The following is a 20,389-nucleotide window of genomic DNA, read 5'->3' on the forward strand; positions in this document are numbered from 1 at the left end:
CTGTCATCCACAGTCAGTAAGCAGCCGCCATATAAGGTATTGCCGTCCTGCCACCAGGAGATTTCAGGAGGATAAAAATTCCCCCGGTTTAATGCAAAGGGACACTCGGTTCCGGAAAAATGTTCACCGGCTTTCAGTTGATACTGAAACGTGGCATATAGCGTCTGTCCGGGAAAAATATTGCAGTTGTTTTGCGGGCTGATATGCAGCAGCCGGGATGAATTGGCTTCGCGGATGCGCAGTGGGGACATCGCACACCATGCAAAACTTGCATATGCCCAGACTTCACGATTGGCAATTTCCTCTTCTGTAAAGGGCATCGTTACCTGATTATTTTTATCCACATCCATAATAGCTACCCCCTCTATGGAGGAGGCTACTTCACATTCCAGTTCCCCGCTAAAACAAAAACATACTTTACGATTACAACATATATTCCCGCCAGGAATTAATGTGACTGTATCAGTTAAATCACGGAAATCACCAGTACTATTGACAACCATGTCTACTGCGTCATATGTGCGTAAATCTAAATTATATGGAGTTTCAACGACAAGATCGGTACTGATATCACCAAGATAAAAGGTAAGAGTTATACTTTGTACATAAGGTACCATTGTTTTTTCTATCAGAGTTTCTGCGTTGTTCAGAGTAAGGAAGGGCAAAATACCAAATAAAAATTCTCCATTCTGATCTGTTTCTGTATTATAAAAGCCATAACTATCCTGTTGTAATTTCTTTGCGTCACCCTCATAGGATATTTTGAGTATTGGATGAGTATCAAGTGTGGACCAGTCATTTTTGGTGACCACATCAACATGATATTTGAAGGGGCTTTTTTTTATTGGATTATTTTCAGCGTCAAAAATTTTAATCAGATAATAAATGTGGTTATTCTTAAGATTACTTCCATCCGGTGAATAGAGGGTTGCGCAGACTGGGCCTTTCCGTTGACTTATAGTCATAGTCAGCCCATCTTTCTCTATCTTTTTGTACGTGGTATTAATTACTTTAGGTGACATTGTATTATCCTGTGCTTTGTTCATTGCTCACACTTAGTATGATGCTATAAAATAATAACCGTACACCATCTGTTGCGGCTTACCGTTATGACACCAATTGATGATGTGGGTAATTAATACCGCACCTTTATTAAAACAAGTACTTATAAAGAGATTATGTTTTTATAATTATGCAGGTACTGTTACATTAACCGTTAGTTTCTTGTCTATCTGAGCATTGCATTATTTCATCAGTGAGCTTTTGCGGTTTGATTTTTAAGATATCTATCTCTACAAATAAGAATATTACTTCTTTTATTTATAAAAGAAATCTGTAGTCCTTAAGTAAAATGTTATAGAAATAATGTACCAGATGGAGTGGTTCATTTAATTAAAGGATGTATAACATGAACAACGTATTCAATGTTGTCCGTAACGAATCTACTGGCGTCTGGGTCGCGGTATCGGAGTTTGCAAAGAGTCGGGGAAAACGAACCGGACGTCGTATGCTGGCCGGCTTTGCGATGACGCTGGTTGTTTTCGTATTGACACTAAACTGTGTTACTTCGTCGCTCGCCGCAACGGTGTCGATTCTGCCGGGAGAGAGCGTCTATCTGTCACAAATCTATGGCACTGGCGCAAATCAGACAACGCGTTTAAGTGATCTCATTTTTAATGGTACGAGCTCTTCTCCGGCAACGCTTATTGTTGACCGCAATACGCCACTGGGGACAGACAGTTGGTTGTTTAATGCCACCGGTAATGCCGTTAACTTAATTAGTCTGAGTGGAACTCGAAGAGCAGTGATTAAGCTGCTGGACGGTATTGATATGACAATAAGCAACTCCACAGGGGGAGCTGTTTATAATTCCGGGACTGCTTCGGGAATTGTGTATGAACTCGGCAATGGCAGTCAGCTCCGTTTTGTCGATAACCGTGCCAATAATGGCTATCGTGGCCTTATCATCTCAAATTCAGATGTGCTTTTCCGTGGTGCGAACGGTACTGTTGTTTTTGACAATAACAGCGCCTACTCCTATGACCCCGCGATAGATACCACTAACGCCAACATTATATTTGAAGGCAACGTAACGCTGACCAATAATGTCAATCACGCTATTGCCGGCGGTGTTATTCGGTTACATGACTCGGGCAATTTGATTTTCAGTGGTACAGACGCCTCCATTATTATCGGTAATAACAGCGCAATAAGTTCGGGTGGCGGATTATTTTCTGACGGAAGTGTGCAGTTGTATGGTAATGCCGATATCTATGGTAACCGGGCTGTCAGGGATACTGCGGGAGCTATCGTTGCACAGACCGGACTGGTGATGGAGACGAACGGTATCGATGGTATGAAAGTGCATGGAAACTATTCCAATGGCCAGTATGCAGGCGCTATTCTTATCGGCAACAGCGCGAATTTTACCGGCACGAGTCTGCTACATGCGAAAAATAGCGATATTCAGTTCTATAATAATTTCACCGGGGTCGGAAATCTCTTAACGCCCAATATGACATATGCGGTTGCCAATGCGATTAATATCCGCCAGCCGAATGGTGTGTTGAATATTGCTGCTGACGCTGGGCGTCAGATTCTGTTTCGTGATCCGATAACCAGTTTCAACTCCACTGGCGTGGCAATAAATGTCATTGTTGGAATTAATACCACCAACGGCAGCGATGCTACCGATGGGAAAGTGACTTTTAGTGGCGAAGATTTCACACCTGGTTCTCAAAATACGCAATCGCGGATTTATGCCAATACCACCGTTTATGGTGGTGTCCTGGAACTGAAAGACAATGCTCAGTATGGCATAAACACCAGCAGCACGCGGTTTACATTGCGGGACGGTGCCACTTTATTGTCAACCAGCACGGCGGCGAATACCGTGAATGTGCTTTCATCCGGCACCATGAATTTCGCCGATGGCTCGCTGATTAAGAGCAATGGCGACAGCAAATTGAATCTGAATGCCGGTAGTCGGCTGATTGGTACTGCAGCAGGTGACACGGTAGCGATTGAAACCGACGGAGCCGATAAACTGACACTCGGCGGAGTCCTGTCCGGCCCTGGCAAACTGGAAAAGATCGGCACGGGAACCTTATCTACGGCTAACGCCAATCAGTTCCTCAACACAGGTGGATTCAATGTCAAAGAAGGAACACTGAACGCGCAGAACATGGCGCAGAGTTTCAGTTCACTGGATATCCAACATAACGCGTTAATGACGATGGGCAACAGCGGCGAAAACCTGTCGATCACCGATCGCGCCATGATTGCCGGTACGCTGGAAAACGTCCAGACGCTGAATAAATCAGGCAGTGGTGAGCTGCAGATTGCTAATTCCGTAGGCGCTAACCGGTTGGATATGTCTGGCGGTACGCTGAAAGTTGATGCCGGTGAAACGCTGATTGTCGCTGCGGACGCAAATTTTGGCAGCGGTGTAACCGCGCAGGTTGATATTGCCAGTGACCCGGCACTGAGCGCCGATACTCTCCAGCTTACCGGGAACAATACGCTGGATATCTCCGGCTATGCCCCTGTTTCTGATGAGAATCTGTATACCCTTATCCGCACCCGGAACGGGATTAGCGGCGATTTCAGCTATACCGTCGCAGGACAGGCTTTGCAGGATTATGTCGATACAGACCATTTTCTGATCGGATGGGCGAAGAAAGATGACGACAGCAAAAATGTTATTGCGCAGTTTGGTCTGGTCTGGTTAAACACCGAAGACTCCAGTGCTCACGGTACGTTCAACGTAACGGACAGTCACAGCTTTACCCTGGGAGACGCACTGCAAGATAATCTGAACTCCACCGCGTATGGTTTCGGCTGGGACGGCAAAAGCCTCAGCAAAACTGGTGGCGGTACGCTGATATTCTCCGCCATCAACGGCTATACCGGTAGCACGACTGTTAATGAAGGCACACTGCGGACCGCTATCGCCGACACACTGAACAGCAGTAGCGATATTATCGTCAACGGTGGTGTACTCGATCTGAACGGCAACAATCAGCAGGCTAACCGCCTGAGCGGCAGCGGTGGCGTTGTGATGCTGAACGGCGCATCGCTGATCGCCGTTAACGCCACGGACAGTGATAATTCGCGTTTTGACGGTGACATCATCGATGGCAATGTAGCTGGCGGCCGCTTCATCAAGAACGGTGATGGCAGCCTGACGCTGGCGGGACAGACGGCCTGGATCACAGATACTGAGATTAATGCGGGGGAGCTTGTCTTTGATGGTGCCAACGGTGGCGCGCAACTGACCAGCAATATTATTGGTAATAACGGCAGCCGACTGACTCTGCAAAACGGCGCACAACTGACCGGATGGATCGACCCGGCGAATGTCGATATTGATGCTGCCAGCCGCTGGAACATGACAGCTGCTTCAAAGGTCAACGATCTGAGCAGTGCCGGAACGATCTCGATTTCCGCACCTAACGATAATGATTTCAAAACCCTGACCGTGGCGGGCAACTACACTGGCAATGACGGTCTGATTGTGATGAACACGGAACTGGGGGGCGACGATTCTCAAACCGACAAGCTCATTGTTCACGGCGATACGGTCGGTAACACCAGGGTTGCGGTGCATAATGTCGGGGGCGTGGGTAAACAGACTGACAACGGTATTGAACTGGTTCATGTTGACGGCAGCTCTACCGGTCACTTCGCCCTGACCACCGGCACTGTGGAAGCTGGCGCTTATGTTTATACGTTGGCGAAAGGCACTGACAGTGCGGCGCAAAACTGGTATCTCACCAGTAAGTGGAAAGGTCCCGTTTTACCTGTTCGACCCGTTGTACCGGAGGCTCCGGTCAAACCACCGGTAGTGGATCCGATGGCACCAGACGCGCTGCGCCCGGAAGCGGGTAGTTATATCAGCAATATTTCAGTCGCGAACACGCTGTTTAACCACCGTCTGCACGATCGTCTTGGTGAACCGCACTACACCGACGCGCTAAAAGAGGACGGACTGGCAGCCAGCATGTGGATGCGCCATGTCGGCGGTCATGAACGTTCTGTTGTCGGTGACGGTCAGTTGAAAACGCAGAGCAACCGTTATGTGCTGCAACTGGGGGGTGATATCACACAGTGGAGTACCGACGGCACCGACCGCTGGCATTTGGGGGTGATGGGAGGTTATGCAAACGCGCGCAGCAATACCCGCAGCGACCGCGCCGGTTACGGCTCTGACGGACGTATCAACGGTTACAGCGCCGGGCTGTACGGAACCTGGAACCAGAATGAGGCGGATAAAACCGGGGCGTATGTCGATAGCGGGATGTTGTACAACTGGTTTAATAACAGTGTGGCAGCAGATAACCGCGCCAGCGACAGTTACAGTTCGAAAGGACTGACTGCCTCACTGGAAGCGGGTTATACCCTGAAATCCGGAGAGTTTTCCGGCAGTCGGAGCACGCTGAACACCTGGTATATCCAGCCGCAGGCACAGGTTACCTGGATGGGCGTGAAGGACAATGCGCACAACCGCAACGATGGGACCCGTATTGAAACTCAGGGCGATGGTAACATCCAGACGCGTCTGGGTGTGAGAACGTACCTGAACAGTCATCACAAAATGGATGATAGTAAGCAGCGTGAGTTGCAGCCATTCGTGGAAGTAAACTGGATCCACAATACCGAAACCTTTGGTGTGAAGATGGATGGCGTAAGCATCAGTCGTGACGGCGTGCGTAATCTGGGCGAAATCCGCACCGGGGTGGAAGGTAAAGTGAATGCTAATCTGAGCATCTGGGGCAACGTTGGTGTACAAACAGGTGACAAAGGCTATAGCAACACTCAAGGAATGCTGGGGATTAAGTACAGTTGGCGCTAACATTGCCTGATGCGCTACGCTTATCAGGCCTACATATCAAAGCAATATATTGAATTTGCGCGATTTTATGGCCGGATAAGGCGTTTACGCCGCATCCGGCATGAACAAAACGCACTCTGTCAGAAAACGGGAAGGAGCCTGTACATAGATTTGTGTAATTGCCTGATTTTGATATGTTCAATCCAGCATCAAATGAAGGTTAATTTATGGACGAAAAACAGTTACAGGCTCTGGCTAACGAACTGGCCAAAAACCTCAAAACCCCTGAAGACCTCAGTCAGTTTGATCGGCTGCTGAAAAAGCTCAGCGTTGAAGCCGCTCTCAATGCAGAGATGACACACCATCTTGGGTATGAGAAAAATCAGTCCAGACCAGGAGCTAACTCCCGCAACAGTTATTCCACAAAGACCGTTATCACAGGCGACGGTCCACTGGAACTGCGTACTCCGCGCGATCGTGACGGTACCTTCGAACCACAACTGGTAAAGAAAAATCAGACCCGTATTACCGGGATGGATAACCAGATCCTCTCGTTGTATGCCAAAGGGATGACCACCCGTGAGATAGCTGCTGCGTTCAAAGAACTGTATGACGCAGATGTTTCACCGGCACTGATATCAAAGGTTACCGATGCCGTGATGGAGCAGGTTGTAGAATGGCAAAACCGACCACTGGATGCTGTTTACCCCATTGTTTATCTTGACTGTATCGTCCTGAAAGTTCGGCAGGACAGTCGCGTCATCAACAAATCGGTGTTCCTGGCACTGGGCATCAATATCGAAGGTCAGAAAGAACTGCTGGGTATGTGGCTGGCCGAATCTTGCCACGTTCTTCGCTTATCCAACGGACATCCGCAAAGTGATCTATACGACGAATGCCATCGAGTCGCTAAACAGCGTGATCCGCCATGCGATCAAAAAGCGTAAAGTGTTCCCGACAGACGACTCGGTGAAAAAAGTGGTGTGGCTGGCAATCCAGTCTGCGTCCCAGAAATGGACGATGCCGTTGAAGGACTGGCGAATGGCAATGAGCCGCTTTATTATCGAGTTCGGTGACCGCCTGGACGGTCACTTCTGAGAAAAGGCATTTACACAGAATCCTAAACAGGCTCCGGGAAAGCGCTAATCAAAATTCAGTTTGTCGCGGGCGCGACGAAGCCGTTGCTCGCCACGGCGATCGTATTTTTGCGTTGTTGTGACACTGGCATGACCCATCGCATCTTTTACCGTGATTAAGTCTTCGCCGTTTTCAAGCAACGCAGTAGCAAACGTTCTTCGCAGATCGTGAGGGGCGCATTTTTCAATTCCTGCCTCTCGCTGCCTCACCTGCAATATGTGATAAACCGCCTGGTCAGTGAGTCTTGCGCAGGTCACATCATCAAAACGGCGGATGCGCGTAAACAACGGTCCCGGTGCATCTCCCCTTACCTGTTCAATCCAGGTCTGTAATCTTACCCATGTCCCTTCCGGCATATAAGCCAGCCGTTCTTTATTCCCTTTTCCTAAGACACGCAATGCGCGTTCATAAGTGACAATGTCACTTATATTAAGCCCTACGGCCTCAGAACGACGCAATCCACAGCCTAACAACACTCCCAACATCGCAGCGTCTCTGGGGCCACGACAGCTACGATCGGTTTCGCAGACCTGAAATAACTGCCGGATCTCTTCTCGGTGCAATGCCCGACCTCGTTGAAGTTTACTTCCGCGAAAATTACGTACGGCAAGAATGTGCTGGAAGCTTTCGACATCCATAAGCTTCAACATCCAGGCCTCTTTCGCTACGCCTTTAAGTGCAGACAAATAGGTATTGATTGTCGCCGTTGCCCTGCCCGTATCCCGTAGCAATTCAGCAACCGCCATGATGTGGTGTCGGCGTAAACTGCCCCAGGGGCAAGTCTCCGCATTGGCCGCCCCCAACATTCTGGCAACGATGCCCAGAAAAGATGCCATCGTTTGCCGACTGCGCGGTGAGTTAAGAGAAAGCAAGTATGCCCTTGCCGGATTAAGGAGATGCTCGCTTTCTACAGATGTTGGCCATAACTCGGGTTCTGAGGGAACGAGTTGCTGAAAATTATTCATCTCAGGATCATTGTCGGGAAGATGGGTCATACAAAGACCTCACAACAGCGAAAAACGTCAGATGCGCTACGTAAAAAATTGGCATAAGTGTGCCACACAAGTGGCATTCAGAAAATCTACTTTTTCAAAGGTACATTTTAATAAGTAGAGTCGATTATGATTCCCCATACCCGGAACATATCCCATTCCATAGACGCTGTGGCGAAACAGCCAAATCCAGATGCCATCAGGAAGAAGCATAAAGTCGCTCATACAAGATGTTATTACGATAAAAGTAATAGCAGTTTATTTTTTAGGCTGAATTAATTCTCGAAACTGATGGTTTTATAACCAATAAATGACAGCACTTATCTGTATAAAAATAATAATATCTCTTTGCCGATTATGTTTATTAAGCCTATTTCAATTAAACAATTAAGGAATTTATTATGCCAAAAGTTACTGGTGTTCGGGTGAATTACTATGATTTCGATATGAAAAAAGATATGACTAATGGGTCTTTCCCAAAAACATTATTCCCTGGGGCAACATTTCAGATGATGGTTGATAATGATGTTGTCTATAATAATACGGTAGACTGGAGTGTTTCTACCAATGCAGGAGACAACACAGTTACTGTAAATCAGGACGGCGTAGTGTCATTTTCAAAAGATATTGATGAAAATTGCATTGGTAAAACATTTGTCATTTTTGCCACTAATAAGGTTACAGACAAATATATTTCAGCATATGTAATTAAACCTCTTCGCTTCTTTAAACCACATGTCGAAACCTGGGATGGATTCTGCAGCGCATGGAAGTGGGTTGTGGATGAAAAAGGCACTTTCCCTGCCCGCCGCGATATCAACAATGTCCCTTACGATGAACTGGAAATCGAATCATATCATGATATAAAACGTGAAGTAAATTCTGGGCTTTTTCAGGAATGGGGATTTTTATTATTTAGTGGGTGGACTAATCCTTTACATGGTGCAATTGGTAATCATGAATCAGCAATTTTTTCGGAAGAAAATAACGAAATATATATCTCGGAAGTACGCTCCCATAACTCAAGAGATCTCTGGGATGATTCGATGGATCTATATGCACAGGCTGTGGCGTTTTACGGACAATCTATTGTTTCATGATATTTTTATACGCGTAATTATCAATATTATTCCCGTGTCGTAACAATATAGTGAGAGAATTTATGAAGATGCAAGACTCATCATTCAGTGTTAATTTTGTCAGAATTATAGAAAAAAAATCACCGCAAGGCATTAAGTATTATCTGGCATGGCAAAGTGCAGAATTTGACAGTGCATCACATGACAGAAATATTTATGATAAGATTGTATGTTATCAAGTCTATGATGCAATAACAGATACATGTCTTATAAATAAGATAAAAAAAAGATACACTAACCGTAGATATTACATCATACGTAAAACCTGGAAGAAAGTTCATAATGAAAATCGTCATTCAGAATACGGCGGGAGAGTATGAAGCATATCCACAAGAAAGCCCTGCACTGCCTGTTTTCGTTCAGGATGTACAATATGCACCATCACATAATCTTACTCATCCTAAATACCCTCTGTGGATTAACGAAATGTCCACTTCAGAGCAAGAAAAGTTAAAAAATGCTGATTTTTTCAAGCAATGGTTATTAACGACGACGACACTTTACCCTAACCTGAGGAAATGCTACATTCCTGATTTTTTTTCAAAGCTGAAAAACATCTCTTTATGGGACTTAAAGTGGCGAAATGATAATTTTTTCCTTTTTCATGGCGATGAGGAGGGGCGTCCAATTGCAGAAATAAAACAACAATCTCTTACTCCTCCAGTAATTGAGAACAATATTATTATTTGTGGGAAACCCCATAGTCAATGCATTGAATATACGACGTATTCATTCGGCATGGGTTGATGTAGCCCCCAGAAACACCGGACAGTAGCTGTATCTCCAGATAAGAGATAGGCTTGAATATATGTCTAACACTAACGCCAATTTTGAGATGACCGGGATCCTGTTAGGGCAAGAAGTCCGTAAACGTAAAACTCCTCAGGAGAAAATCGCCATTATCCAGCAGACGATGGAGCCGGGTATGAATGTCTCCCATGTCGCCCGCCTGCATGGTATCCAGCCCAGCCTGCTGTTTAAATGGAAGAAGCAATATCAGGAAGGCAGCCTCACCGCCGTTGCGGCCGGAGAGGAAGTCGTTCCTGCTTCTGAGCTTACAGCTGCTCTGAAGCAGGTCCGGGAGCTTCAGCGCCTTCTGGGCAAGAAGACGATGGAAGTTGAGATCCTGAAAGAAGCGGTGGAGTACGGCCAGTCGCGAAAATGGATAGCGCACGCGCCCTTGTTGCCAAAGGACGGGGAATAGCCCTGGTCAGCCGCACCATGGGCGTGTCGCGTGCGCAGCTGTCACTGCGAGTTAACCGTTCTGCCGACTGGCAGGACAGGCGCTGTAACCGGCGTAATGACGAAGCAGACGCTGAAATACTGACGGATATCCTCGATATCATCAGCGATATGCCGAGTTATGGTTATCGACGCGTGTGGGGCATCCTGCGCAAGCAACGTCGCACTGAGGGAGAGCCACCGGTGAACGCCAAACGGCTTTACAGGATAATGAGCGAGCATAACCTGTTGTTGTTGCATGACAAACCAGAGCGACCGAAGCGTGAACACAAGGGAAAAATCGCGGTGGCAGAAAGCGATATGCGCTGGTGTTCAGACGGCTTCGAGTTCGGCTGCGACAACGGTGAAAAACTGCGGGTGACGTTCGCGCTGGACTGCTGCGACAGAGAGGCCATAGACTGGGCAGCGAGCACGGGAGGCTACGACAGTTCGACCGTACAGGATGTGATGCTGAGGTCGGTGGAAAAGCGCTTCGGCGACAGGTTGCCGGACACACCAGTGCAGTGGTTGACGGATAACGGTTCAGCGTATACTGCGCATGAAACGCGGGGGTTCGCCAGAGAGCTGAATCTTGAGCCCTGTACAACAGCGGTGAGCAGTCCGCAGAGTAATGGCATGGCCGAACGGTTCGTGAAGACGATGAAAGAAGACTATATCGCGTTCATGCCAAAACCGGATGTGAGAACAGCCCTGCAAAACCTTGCAGCAGCGTTCACGCATTACAATGAAAACCACCCGCACAGCGCGCTGGGATATTACTCTCCGAGGGAATACCGGCGGCAGCGGGCATCGTTAACTTAAGATACAAAAGCGGTCCGGAGATAGCGGGTCAAGATCATCATTCGGCATGGGTACTGTTTGTGCAGTACAGGATAGTACTATTGATGTTGTCGATAAAGGTCCAAGAAATAGGTATATCTATATGATAGATGACCCCTGCGGGGTAGATGTAGATAAAACAATAGGATACACTAACGATAAGTATAATCTTGAAGTGGATTTTTTAGGTGGGGTGGATATCCGGTATATAATTGGGGTATTTACTATGAAAATTCATACTGAAAGCGTAGAATTTACTGATTTCACATATATGAATCCTGAGAAATTCCCTGAGCCCCCGGAAGGAAAATGCCATATTATTCTTTCGATTCAGGATTATGCTAATACTAACCTTATTGTTTATAGTAATGGCGTTAATATCAATGAAGGTAAGCGGTCTTATCTCACTGTGGATATCGATAAAATGTGTACTTTTGTCGTTGAATCAGAAAATACTCACAGGATTCTTATTAATGGTAAAACAATGAGCGACTCTGGCGCCAGAACTTATAATTTAAAACCAGCAGACCATCTTATTAATGGCGTGGTTGTTTTTGAATACTCGACTGCTATGAGCATTTGGTAGTAAAAATAATTAAAATGTAGAACGACACTTGCTGAACCTATTAAGTAAGCTATTAATAAATAGCCGGAACATAATATATGTCCGGCTATCATTCTGTTTTGAGTGTTTTCTGTTCAGAAAAATGTGTTACAGGGTGCTCGTGCGAGAAACGTCGAAATTTTAAACCGCCGTGGTGGCACAGAATATGTAAAATAGTCGAATGGTAACTCACCATCACGCTGCCTGGTTTCAGGCATTATATAGTGAGGAGAACTACCGGACATCATGGGGCTCACGACTCTCCTTACGCTCCAACGGCTTTCGTTGAAAGCCAGCCACCGACAGAAGGGATAACAGGCGTTCTGGCTTACCTTTGTTAATGGCGCACAACAAATAGAACACATGAATGAAAAATAAAAGTTGCATAACTATAATGAATATGCGTTAATAGCATCGTTGGTTTGCAAGACAGACCTTATGAAAGCAGTTTTAGTAAAGCAGTCTCAGTTCAGTGTTATCTTCCGATTACCCTTCTTCGTGAGTCTCCTCCTTTAGTGCCTTAGTAAGTCAAAATCTTTATACAGATCACATTCTTGCCGCGTTGTGTGGCTCACAAATTTAGAAGGTAATATTTATGTCTAACAAAATGACTGGTTTAGTAAAATGGTTTAACGCAGATAAAGGTTTTGGATTTATCACCCCTGCTGATGGCAGCAAAGACGTGTTCGTACACTTTTCTGCGATCCAGAGCAACGATTTCCGCACCTTAGATGAAGGTCAGAAAGTTGAGTTCTCGATCGAGAATGGGGCCAAAGGTCCGGCCGCCGCGAATGTTATCGCGTTGAGCTAACTATCCTGATAATCAGCATATCTGCGATAACGAAGACGGCATAAGCCCGAGTAGACAGAGTTGCAGGAATAATCAGATTAAAAAACAACCCGCCATAATGGCGGGTTGTTTTTTAATATCTATGCCGTCTAAAGTATTTAACGGGTAAATTTATCTGCGTCTGAACCTATATATCAGAAGAGATACATGACGTTATCTGAGTAAATTACCTTACCCTATTGGTTAAAATGACTGCTAATCATGCAGTTAGATAGATAAATTTAAACATAAGTCATCACCAATATCACAGATTTATAATAAAAATCATTTCTATGATATCTGATCATTTTAAAATAACCCACTCCATATCAATATATAACTTGCAAATAACAACAACTCTTCTTTAATTGCATTAATATTCATGGTGTTAAAGTGCTCTGGAATGAAGTATTCAAGTCATTATCATTGCAGCTGCTTTTAAGATTGTCAGTTAATGAAAATCTTGATCGCAGAAAAGTGATAAAGCGTTGTGACTAAATTCTGGCAAATAACGCCGTGAATTTACTTCATGTCCAGAGAAAATGAATTAACACTTTATTCCACTACCTGAAAAAACAGGTAGTTCATCAGCAATCTGATATTGTTTTGGGTTGCAAATTTCTATTTGAAAAGAGGTTATTATGCAAAATACAGATGACACGTTTAGCTGGGATTCTAATAATCAGCAAACTTTTCGTTCTGCCGGAGAAACTACGTTGAAGGGACCTGCAGAAACATTTAATAAAATGCAAGGGTGCGGACTTGATGTTTACGGTGTAACTATGGATGGTACTCAATCAGGCCCTCTTATTCTTATTCCGGATAGTATAAAATCCAACCAGATTAACTGGGCTGTACAATCTGCGGCACCTAAAGATTCCAGTTTCAAATTTTTTGAAAAAGCTGATTTCCGTATTTCAGGCAATAGGAAATTAAAAAATAAAAGGTTAATTGACTCCTCTCTATATTACCCTGAATACAAAATTGCTTTCAGCTTGTACGACGACAGTCGTGTTACACTGGAAGAACTACAGGGTGTTTTTCTCGGAATGTCATCGTTAGAGACAGCGACATCCACAGATTTTACGGGTTTGCAGAATTCGAAATTTTCCATTTTGGCTGATAGCATTGGTTTATTTTATAAAGCAACGCTATCAGGGTATAGCACTCTTGATGTACATGCCTATGCGATTTCAGCACCTAATCGTGCTGGTATTGAACCTGAGGGATTGCGTTTTAATAATTATTCCTCACTCTTACTAAATGTTAGGTCGGATCAACATCTTGAATCAGAATTAAAACTTTCGAATAGTTTATCTTTTCATGATTCATCTTATGGTAATATTTTCACAATGTCTATCCATAATGACATCCCAGACAACAACACAGGTGATTTCGTTGCGATAGATGCTTTTGATAACTCGACAGTGGATATTCATACAGCTCAATTTTTACAAGGGTATGGGAAAGGTAAGATTATTCAATTGTCAGGTAATGCAAAGGTAACAATTAATCCATTGATTGATATCGTCCCTATTAACCCTGTGAAGGAAGTGATTAACCCAACAGGTAAGTGCTGGCCCGGCATGTTCAATTTTAAATCAGGGTCAGGAGCAGTGCTAAGATTAAACGCACATTCAATTGGAACCCAGTATGATGTTAATGCGCTATATCTTTTGAATCTTGTTTACATAGATGGAAAACCTATTGATAACAGGAATAAATTGAGTGTTGATTTTGATTCTGGTGGATTGACTATACAGTTGAGATGATTACCCGTTTCAAAAATAAATTTCTGTTTATGAAAATTTATTCTGCGGAGTAATTAACTGCATGCGACAGGATTATTAACAGTGCTGTCGCATTTTTTGTCCACTAAGTTGCCCGTTTGTATCAGGTTGAGACTTGAGTCTAATCTTTTTTATTCAATTTGTAATATTAATTAACACAATACTGATTCAATCTAATATTGTTTACTATTTGTAAAAAATTATCCCTGATAATATCATTTATTTGCGGGTTCCAGGCAATTCCTATATTCCATTTGGTATAATTACCCTCTGGCCTAATAAGTGATACGCCCTTAGGTAAAAAATAGTTGGTTCCCGCGGGTAGTAAAGCCACACCGTTCCCTGTAGCAACCAAAGCTAGTAAAGTATGGATATCGTTTGCAGCAGAAGATGGTTTACCTTTGTAATTGTTTTCTTTCAGAAATTTTTCTGTTTGTTCAACCAATCCCCGACCTCTGTCTGGGGTCATTTGCAACAGTTGATATTGGTTCAGTATTGATTGAATCTTTTGCGACTTAAGTGTAAATCCCGCTGGAATAGCCAAAACCAGACTTTCTGTAAACAGTGGGCTGAAGTTAAGTTTATCTGTTAACGGTTCTCGGGTAAATCCGGCCAGAAGCTTCCCGTCCAGTAACATACGGCATTGCACATCTGAAGGAACATCATCAAGTAATACCTCAACGTCAGGGTATTGTTCCCGAAAGAGGCTTACACATCTGGGAGCTAACTGAAACGAGGATATCCCAAATCCAAGAGTCAGCTTACCTGAACTTCCTTTTTGCAAATTTTGTGCATATTCTGAAAACTCTTCATAATGTTTCAACAATTTCTGAGCCCGGGAAAGAAGCTGTTTTCCTGGTTCTGTCAGTTTTGCTCCCTGACGGCCCCGTTGAAAAAGGGCAATCCCCGTTATTTTTTCCAAAGACTGTATTTTCTTTGTTAGTGCTGGCTGAGTGATGTACATGGCCTCAGCTGCATCATGATAGCTCCCTAATCTGGCAAGTGTTACAAAGGCACGTAGCAGCTTCATATCCATTCCCGTTGCTTATCAATTTTTGAAAAAAAGGAATTGTACATACTATACCTGTATGGTTCATATTGTTATACAAGGTTTTTATCTGAGAATAAAAATCTATTATTTTTATATTTGATGAACATCCTTTTATTTTTAATCTTCTGGCATAGCCCTGTACAGATAGTTTCAGGGTGTTTCATTTATGTCTGAATGAATTATTAACATTTAAAATTATTTAATAAGGATATAAAGATGCCAAATATTGCTGTTCTGACAAATGATTTACAATATGAATTTACTTATAAAATAACAAATGACCCGCAAGAACTTGATAAAAAGCTGAAAGCATTTAATAAATTTCTTGATGGTGTAAGAAACCAGGGGCAAGCCGTTATACATCTGCAACTTATTCATGATCCTGATGACCCAGCTGTTCAGCGTCGATATCGAAACCGCGCGGCTGGAATACCAGCAATAGCGGGCACACCAAGCAATCAAATCATTAATACCGTTTACCATCCATCAGATTTTATTGTGGTAAAAGGCAGGGATAGTGGCTTCTTTGAAACTCAATTAGATCAAAAACTCCAGGAGCTTGGAGTCAAAACAGTTATTGTCACCGGATTACAAACTCACGTATGTGTCCAGACGACAGCAGCAGACGCCTTCTTCCGTGGTTATAACGTCTGGGTTCCTGATGACTGCGTTTTTGCCCCCTCATCAGATGATACCGACAGAGCGCTTCAATGGCTTGCTGGATATTGTGCAACCGTCGCCCCGTCCACTGAAATACTGTCGTTACTGGAGAAAACTGGTGATTTACCTGAACGTGGTGAAAGGACAACAGCATGAAAATGACTGAAGCAACGCCCGATAACGAACTTGGCGAGAATTTATTTGCGCCATTGAATGAAACAATAATATTGGATCATGGTACAGGTGCAAAATTAAGCAGAGAGCTGGTTGAGCGTATCTCAGAAACATTGGAAGAAACTTATCTGGGAGAGATGGAGGATAGCGCCTTGTTGGATCTACCAACGAATAAAATTGCTTTCACTACCGACTCTTTCGTTGTAACTCCTCTTATCTTTGGCAACGGCGATATTGGTAAGATTGCCGTGTGTGGCACAGTTAATGATCTGGCGGTAAGTGGAGCCCGCCCGCTTTATCTCACGCTGAGTCTGATCATTGAAGACGGGATGCCTGTCTCAGATTTATTAAAAATTATCGCATCCGTTCGTGAAACAGCGCGTTTAGCCGGTGTGAAAATTGTTGCCGGTGATACCAAGGTTGTTGGAAAAGGCGAGGCTGACCAGCTTTTTATCAATACTGCCGGAATAGGCGTGCTGGAGCGGCCTCCTGTTTCGATAACTCATGTCAGGCCGGGTCAGAAAATAATCCTGAGTGGCTATATCGGGAATCACTCTATTCATCTTTTATCGATTCGGGAAGGTTTGGGGTTTGAACGTAATATATTAAGTGACTGTGCACCGCTGAATCATATGATTGAAAACATTTTGCTTAATACTCCTACAGGAAAAATAGCTTCCATGCGGGACGTTACTCGTGGTGGTCTTTCTGCAGTATTGCACGAATATGCCAGAGCCACTTCATGCCCTATTGTTTTTAATAAAGATGCGTTGCCTGTCCAGCCTGAGGCAGCTATGGCTGCTGATATGTTAGGTGTGGATGTCATTAATCTGGCCAATGAGGGATGTCTTTGCCTGTTTGTTGAGCCAGATGTGGCAGAGCATGTTCTGGAATTACTCCGCGTTCATCCTTTTGGTAAAAAGGCAGCGATTATTGGAGAGGTTAAATCAGGCTCGCAGCCGGAAGTCTGCATGGTCGAATCTGACGGAACGCATACTATTATTGAGGAACTTTACGGTGCAGAACTACCAAGACTCTGTTGATTCTGAAAAAAAAGACACCTGCCGGTTTCGAGTTTGCGGCATTGTCCAGGGAGTAGGATTCAGACCTTTTGTTCATCGATTAGCCAGAACGCATGGTGCAACCGGTTGGGTTCTTAATGATTCCGAAGGTGTTTTGCTTGAACTGCAGGCATCTTCACAGACCATAAATAACATAATTGATGAACTGATCTCTCAGCCACCGCCTCTGGCACGGATCACTGATATATATAAGGTCGAACTGGAAAAACCAGCGCCGTATTATTCAGGCTTTGATATCAGAAAAAGCAATAATTTATCCAATATGGATACAATTGTTCCCCCTGATTCAAATGTATGTAAAGACTGTCTGAGGGAAATGAACGATCCGTCCAATCATCGTTATCGTTATGCCTTTATAAATTGTACCAATTGTGGTCCGCGTTATTCTATTATCTGTGGAATGCCTTATGATCGTGCACAAACGACCATGCAATCTTTTATAATGTGTCCACAATGTAATAAGGAATATCATGATATTGAAGATCGCCGTTATCATGCGCAACCCAATGCGTGTCCTGTTTGCGGACCACAACTGCAGTTAACTGATAAAGATGGCGTATCAATCTCAGTCAGTGACATTATACGTTTTACCATCGACAGGCTAAAAGAAGGCGCTATTGTTGCCATTAAGAGTCTTGGCGGCTTTCATCTGGTCGTTGATGCATCCAATGTCGATGCTGTGCGAGAGTTACGTCGCCGTAAACGACGTGATGCTAAACCGTTCGCTGTTATGGTTGCAGACAGTGAAAGCGCGGCCAGGTGGGCAGTTGTGACCCCTGACGATATCTCTTTACTTGAGAGCGGGCCTCGCCCTATCGTTCTTTTGCGCAAACGCTCTCAGACGTTGCCAGAAGTGGTGGCCCCCAAAAACCCCAATTTGGGCGTAATGTTGCCTTCTACGCCTGTACAACATATGTTACTTGCTGATCCTGAACTCCCGGCCGTTATAATGACCAGCGGAAATATTTCCGGACAGCCTATTGTCATTGATAATAATGATGCAATAGAACAACTAGGGAAAATTGCAGACTACTTTGTACTTAATAATCGCGATATTCGTACAAGAGTAGATGACTCCGTTGTTCGCGTTATTAAGCGAAAAAACACCCCCGATTCACAAATATCATTTTTGCGTCGCTCACGAGGTTATGCTCCCTACCCTGTTCACCTTCCTTATTCCGTTGGAAATGTTGTGGCGTTTGGTGCCGAACTGAAAACCACAATAAGTATTGGGAAAGGTAAAGAAGTGTTTATCAGTCAACATATTGGGGATTTAAAAAATGATACAACATTTAAATCTCATCTCGACTGTATAAAACATCTGCAAGGGTTACTGTCCATAAAAAAAGCCGATATTCTGGTCTGTGATTTACACCCGGCCTTTCGTTCAACTCGCAGTGCCCTCGAAAATGCAGAGATCAAAGTCATTCAGGTCCAACATCACCATGCGCATATGGCCGCATGTATGGCGGAAAATGGTCTTTCAGGTAAAACCATTGGCGTGATTTTCGATGGTACAGGGTATGGTTCTGACGGAACAATATGGGGCGGAGAATTTTTATTTGGTAACGTCGAAAGTGTAGAGCGTGTTGCTCATTTACGCCCAATGTTATTAGCAGGAGGAGATAAAGCGGTTAAAGAACCTATTAGAATGGCAATATCATTGCTGGTTGAAACATATGGTGAAAATGTTGAGAGTTATATCAACTTACCAGCTATTCTTGATTTATCTGAAAATCGCCGTGAAGTATTCACCAGGATGGTAACAAGGAAAATTAACACAACGATTACTACCAGTATGGGGCGTCTTTTCGATGGTGTTTCAGCACTTATTGGAATTTGTTCAGAGATTGAGTATGAAGCACAGGCCGCCATTGAAATGGAAGCGCTTCTAAAAAAAGATTTTCATATGATTGAACCATTTACCTATATAATCGATGAAATTCACAATGGTGATATAAGTGTTGATTATCGTCCGTTAGTGAAAGAATTAGTTCAGTCCATACTAGTCAATAACATCAACCAGGAAGATCTTAGCCGACGTTTTCACTCAACCATTGTGCATATTATAGCAACAATGTGCTCTCTCCTCTCTGAACGTTATGGAACTGACCAGATTGTATTGAGCGGAGGCGTTTTTTGTAATGAATTCTTGCTGGTTAACACTCTTGATGAACTTGAATCAAGAGGTTTTAAACCATATTGCCATAAGCTGGTACCTGGTAATGATGGATGCATATCGCTGGGACAGGTCGTCGTAGCAGCGAACGGTATGAAGATATAGATATAGATATAGATATTTATTATCATTGAAGGAGAATAGAGTGAATAAAAACGGAGAAAAATTTTCAGCTGTTTTATTTGATATGGACGGAGTCCTGATTGATTCCCGGATGGTTATTGAAAATGGATGGCGTGAAGCGGCTCTGATGTATGAACGTCATCTCACCGACGAAGATATACAGAAGCATATTCACGGACATCCTGGCCCCTATACTATCCGGACATTATTTGGCGATCTCCCGGAATCCGACCAGCAAAAAGTTCAGGCACATATTATTCATGTAGAGAATACGACGGACTGTGAACTTATACCTGGCGTTGCCAGCCTCATTGCTTCTTTGGGAGAGGCCGACATTCCTGTTGGTATTGTAACCAGCGGCTGGAGGCAAAAAATTAACAGAGTCATAGAGTTACTTCATGCAGAGCCTTACATATCCGTTATTGTAGAACGTGATGATGTTACCCGTGGCAAACCTCACCCTGATCCCTATCTTCTTGCTACACAACGTCTGGGTATTCCAGCAAGTCAGGCAGTTGTCTTCGAGGATGCTAAAAGCGGCGTTGCATCAGCAGTTGCTGCGGGTTGTTATTGCGTTGGTGTAGGCGATGAGGAGCTCATGCCATTAGGCGCAAAAGTCATTATTCCTGATTTTAAAAATGTACAATTAATCAGAAACAGTGAAGATAGCTATATGCTTAAATTATGTGCTGATCACTCTGTTTTATTAAATAGTAAGTAATTCATTACAGTGAT

13 protein-coding genes and 2 pseudogenes are annotated in these 20,389 nt (G+C 44.0%); 12 read left to right on the forward strand and 3 right to left on the reverse strand.

Annotation, left to right across the window (positions count from 1 at the left end):
- A partial coding sequence (locus FEK42_RS22375) for a hypothetical protein (protein ID WP_138211980.1) occupies nucleotides 1–1,022 on the reverse strand: 1,022 nt, incomplete at its 3' end.
- A 398-nt stretch (nucleotides 1,023–1,420) separates the two neighbouring features.
- Between FEK42_RS22375 and FEK42_RS22380 the strand changes: the two are divergent.
- Nucleotides 1,421–5,854 (forward strand): annotated as a pseudogene (locus tag FEK42_RS22380) (autotransporter outer membrane beta-barrel domain-containing protein); the annotation flags it as partial.
- A gap of 206 nt (nucleotides 5,855–6,060) precedes the next feature.
- Nucleotides 6,061–6,931: pseudogene (locus tag FEK42_RS22390) on the forward strand (IS256 family transposase).
- Nucleotides 6,932–6,975: 44 nt separating this feature from the next.
- On the opposite strand, the gene FEK42_RS22400 reads toward FEK42_RS22390, so the two are convergent.
- A complete protein-coding gene (locus FEK42_RS22400) occupies nucleotides 6,976–7,965 on the reverse strand; it encodes a tyrosine-type recombinase/integrase (protein ID WP_130259233.1) in 990 nt (329 codons plus the stop codon).
- Nucleotides 7,966–8,363: 398 nt separating this feature from the next.
- Between FEK42_RS22400 and FEK42_RS22405 the strand changes: the two genes are divergently transcribed.
- The 6 genes from FEK42_RS22405 to FEK42_RS22430 all read left to right on the forward strand — a co-directional run bounded on the left by FEK42_RS22405 (nucleotide 8,364) and on the right by FEK42_RS22430 (nucleotide 14,367).
- Nucleotides 8,364–9,062 (forward strand): hypothetical protein, encoded by a 699-nt coding sequence (locus FEK42_RS22405; RefSeq protein WP_130210293.1) that lies wholly within the window; start codon nucleotides 8,364–8,366, stop codon nucleotides 9,060–9,062.
- A gap of 321 nt (nucleotides 9,063–9,383) precedes the next feature.
- The gene (locus FEK42_RS22410; RefSeq protein ID WP_135491765.1) at nucleotides 9,384–9,848 is read left to right on the forward strand and encodes a hypothetical protein; all 465 of its coding nucleotides are present in this window, start codon (nucleotides 9,384–9,386) and stop codon (nucleotides 9,846–9,848) included.
- Between the two features lie 88 nt (nucleotides 9,849–9,936).
- Nucleotides 9,937–11,144, forward strand: a protein-coding gene (locus tag FEK42_RS22415; RefSeq protein ID WP_135491810.1) for an IS3 family transposase whose coding sequence is annotated in 2 segments (ribosomal slippage) — nucleotides 9,937–10,258 and nucleotides 10,258–11,144 — 1,209 coding nt in all. Because the reading frame shifts where the segments join, the coding sequence is not laid out codon by codon here.
- Nucleotides 11,145–11,190: 46 nt separating this feature from the next.
- The gene (locus FEK42_RS22420) at nucleotides 11,191–11,748 is read left to right on the forward strand and encodes a hypothetical protein (protein WP_130261388.1); all 558 of its coding nucleotides are present in this window, start codon (nucleotides 11,191–11,193) and stop codon (nucleotides 11,746–11,748) included.
- A 613-nt stretch (nucleotides 11,749–12,361) separates the two neighbouring features.
- Nucleotides 12,362–12,577, forward strand: coding sequence for a cold shock protein CspG (cspG, locus tag FEK42_RS22425; RefSeq protein ID WP_130210289.1), 216 nt, complete (start codon nucleotides 12,362–12,364; stop codon nucleotides 12,575–12,577).
- Between the two features lie 659 nt (nucleotides 12,578–13,236).
- Complete coding sequence (locus FEK42_RS22430) at nucleotides 13,237–14,367, forward strand: hypothetical protein (RefSeq protein ID WP_130238096.1); 1,131 nt, start codon at nucleotides 13,237–13,239, stop codon at nucleotides 14,365–14,367.
- 166 nt (nucleotides 14,368–14,533) lie between these two features.
- Here the strand turns inward: FEK42_RS22430 and FEK42_RS22435 are convergent, their stop codons facing one another.
- A complete protein-coding gene (locus FEK42_RS22435; RefSeq protein ID WP_240730457.1) occupies nucleotides 14,534–15,415 on the reverse strand; it encodes a LysR family transcriptional regulator in 882 nt (293 codons plus the stop codon).
- 237 nt (nucleotides 15,416–15,652) lie between these two features.
- On the opposite strand from FEK42_RS22435, the gene FEK42_RS22440 reads away from it, so the two are divergent.
- The 4 genes from FEK42_RS22440 to FEK42_RS22455 are packed head-to-tail and all read left to right on the forward strand — an operon-like array spanning nucleotide 15,653 to nucleotide 20,375.
- Entirely contained in the window at nucleotides 15,653–16,252 is a 600-nt protein-coding gene (locus tag FEK42_RS22440) for a cysteine hydrolase (RefSeq protein WP_130210283.1), read from the forward strand.
- Nucleotides 16,249–17,313: a hydrogenase expression/formation protein HypE gene (gene hypE / locus FEK42_RS22445; protein WP_240725571.1), complete on the forward strand. Its 1,065-nt coding sequence runs from the start codon at nucleotides 16,249–16,251 to the stop codon at nucleotides 17,311–17,313. Before FEK42_RS22440 ends, hypE begins: the two co-directional genes overlap by 4 nt.
- On the forward strand, nucleotides 17,288–19,636 hold the full coding sequence (gene hypF, locus FEK42_RS22450) for a carbamoyltransferase HypF (protein ID WP_130210281.1): 2,349 nt from the start codon (nucleotides 17,288–17,290) through the stop codon (nucleotides 19,634–19,636). The genes hypE and hypF overlap by 26 nt, the downstream gene beginning before the upstream one ends.
- 40 nt (nucleotides 19,637–19,676) lie before the next feature.
- Entirely contained in the window at nucleotides 19,677–20,375 is a 699-nt protein-coding gene (locus FEK42_RS22455; protein WP_240725569.1) for an HAD family phosphatase, read from the forward strand.
- Nucleotides 20,376–20,389 lie beyond the last annotated feature (14 nt).

The organism is Escherichia sp. E2748, assembly GCF_005781125.1.
GTDB lineage: Bacteria > Pseudomonadota > Gammaproteobacteria > Enterobacterales > Enterobacteriaceae > Escherichia.

Bases quoted from the DNA above. Each gene is read 5' to 3' on its own strand.
- FEK42_RS22400 (WP_130259233.1), bottom strand. From the start codon at position 7,965: ATGACCCATCTTCCCGACAATGATCCTGAGATGAATAATTTTCAGCAA.
- FEK42_RS22405 (WP_130210293.1), top strand. From the start codon at position 8,364: ATGCCAAAAGTTACTGGTGTTCGGGTGAATTACTATGATTTCGATATG.
- FEK42_RS22410 (WP_135491765.1), top strand. From the start codon at position 9,384: ATGAAAATCGTCATTCAGAATACGGCGGGAGAGTATGAAGCATATCCA.
- FEK42_RS22420 (WP_130261388.1), top strand. From the start codon at position 11,191: ATGGGTACTGTTTGTGCAGTACAGGATAGTACTATTGATGTTGTCGAT.
- cspG (WP_130210289.1), top strand. From the start codon at position 12,362: ATGTCTAACAAAATGACTGGTTTAGTAAAATGGTTTAACGCAGATAAA.
- FEK42_RS22430 (WP_130238096.1), top strand. From the start codon at position 13,237: ATGCAAAATACAGATGACACGTTTAGCTGGGATTCTAATAATCAGCAA.
- FEK42_RS22435 (WP_240730457.1), bottom strand. From the start codon at position 15,415: ATGAAGCTGCTACGTGCCTTTGTAACACTTGCCAGATTAGGGAGCTAT.
- FEK42_RS22440 (WP_130210283.1), top strand. From the start codon at position 15,653: ATGCCAAATATTGCTGTTCTGACAAATGATTTACAATATGAATTTACT.
- hypE (WP_240725571.1), top strand. From the start codon at position 16,249: ATGAAAATGACTGAAGCAACGCCCGATAACGAACTTGGCGAGAATTTA.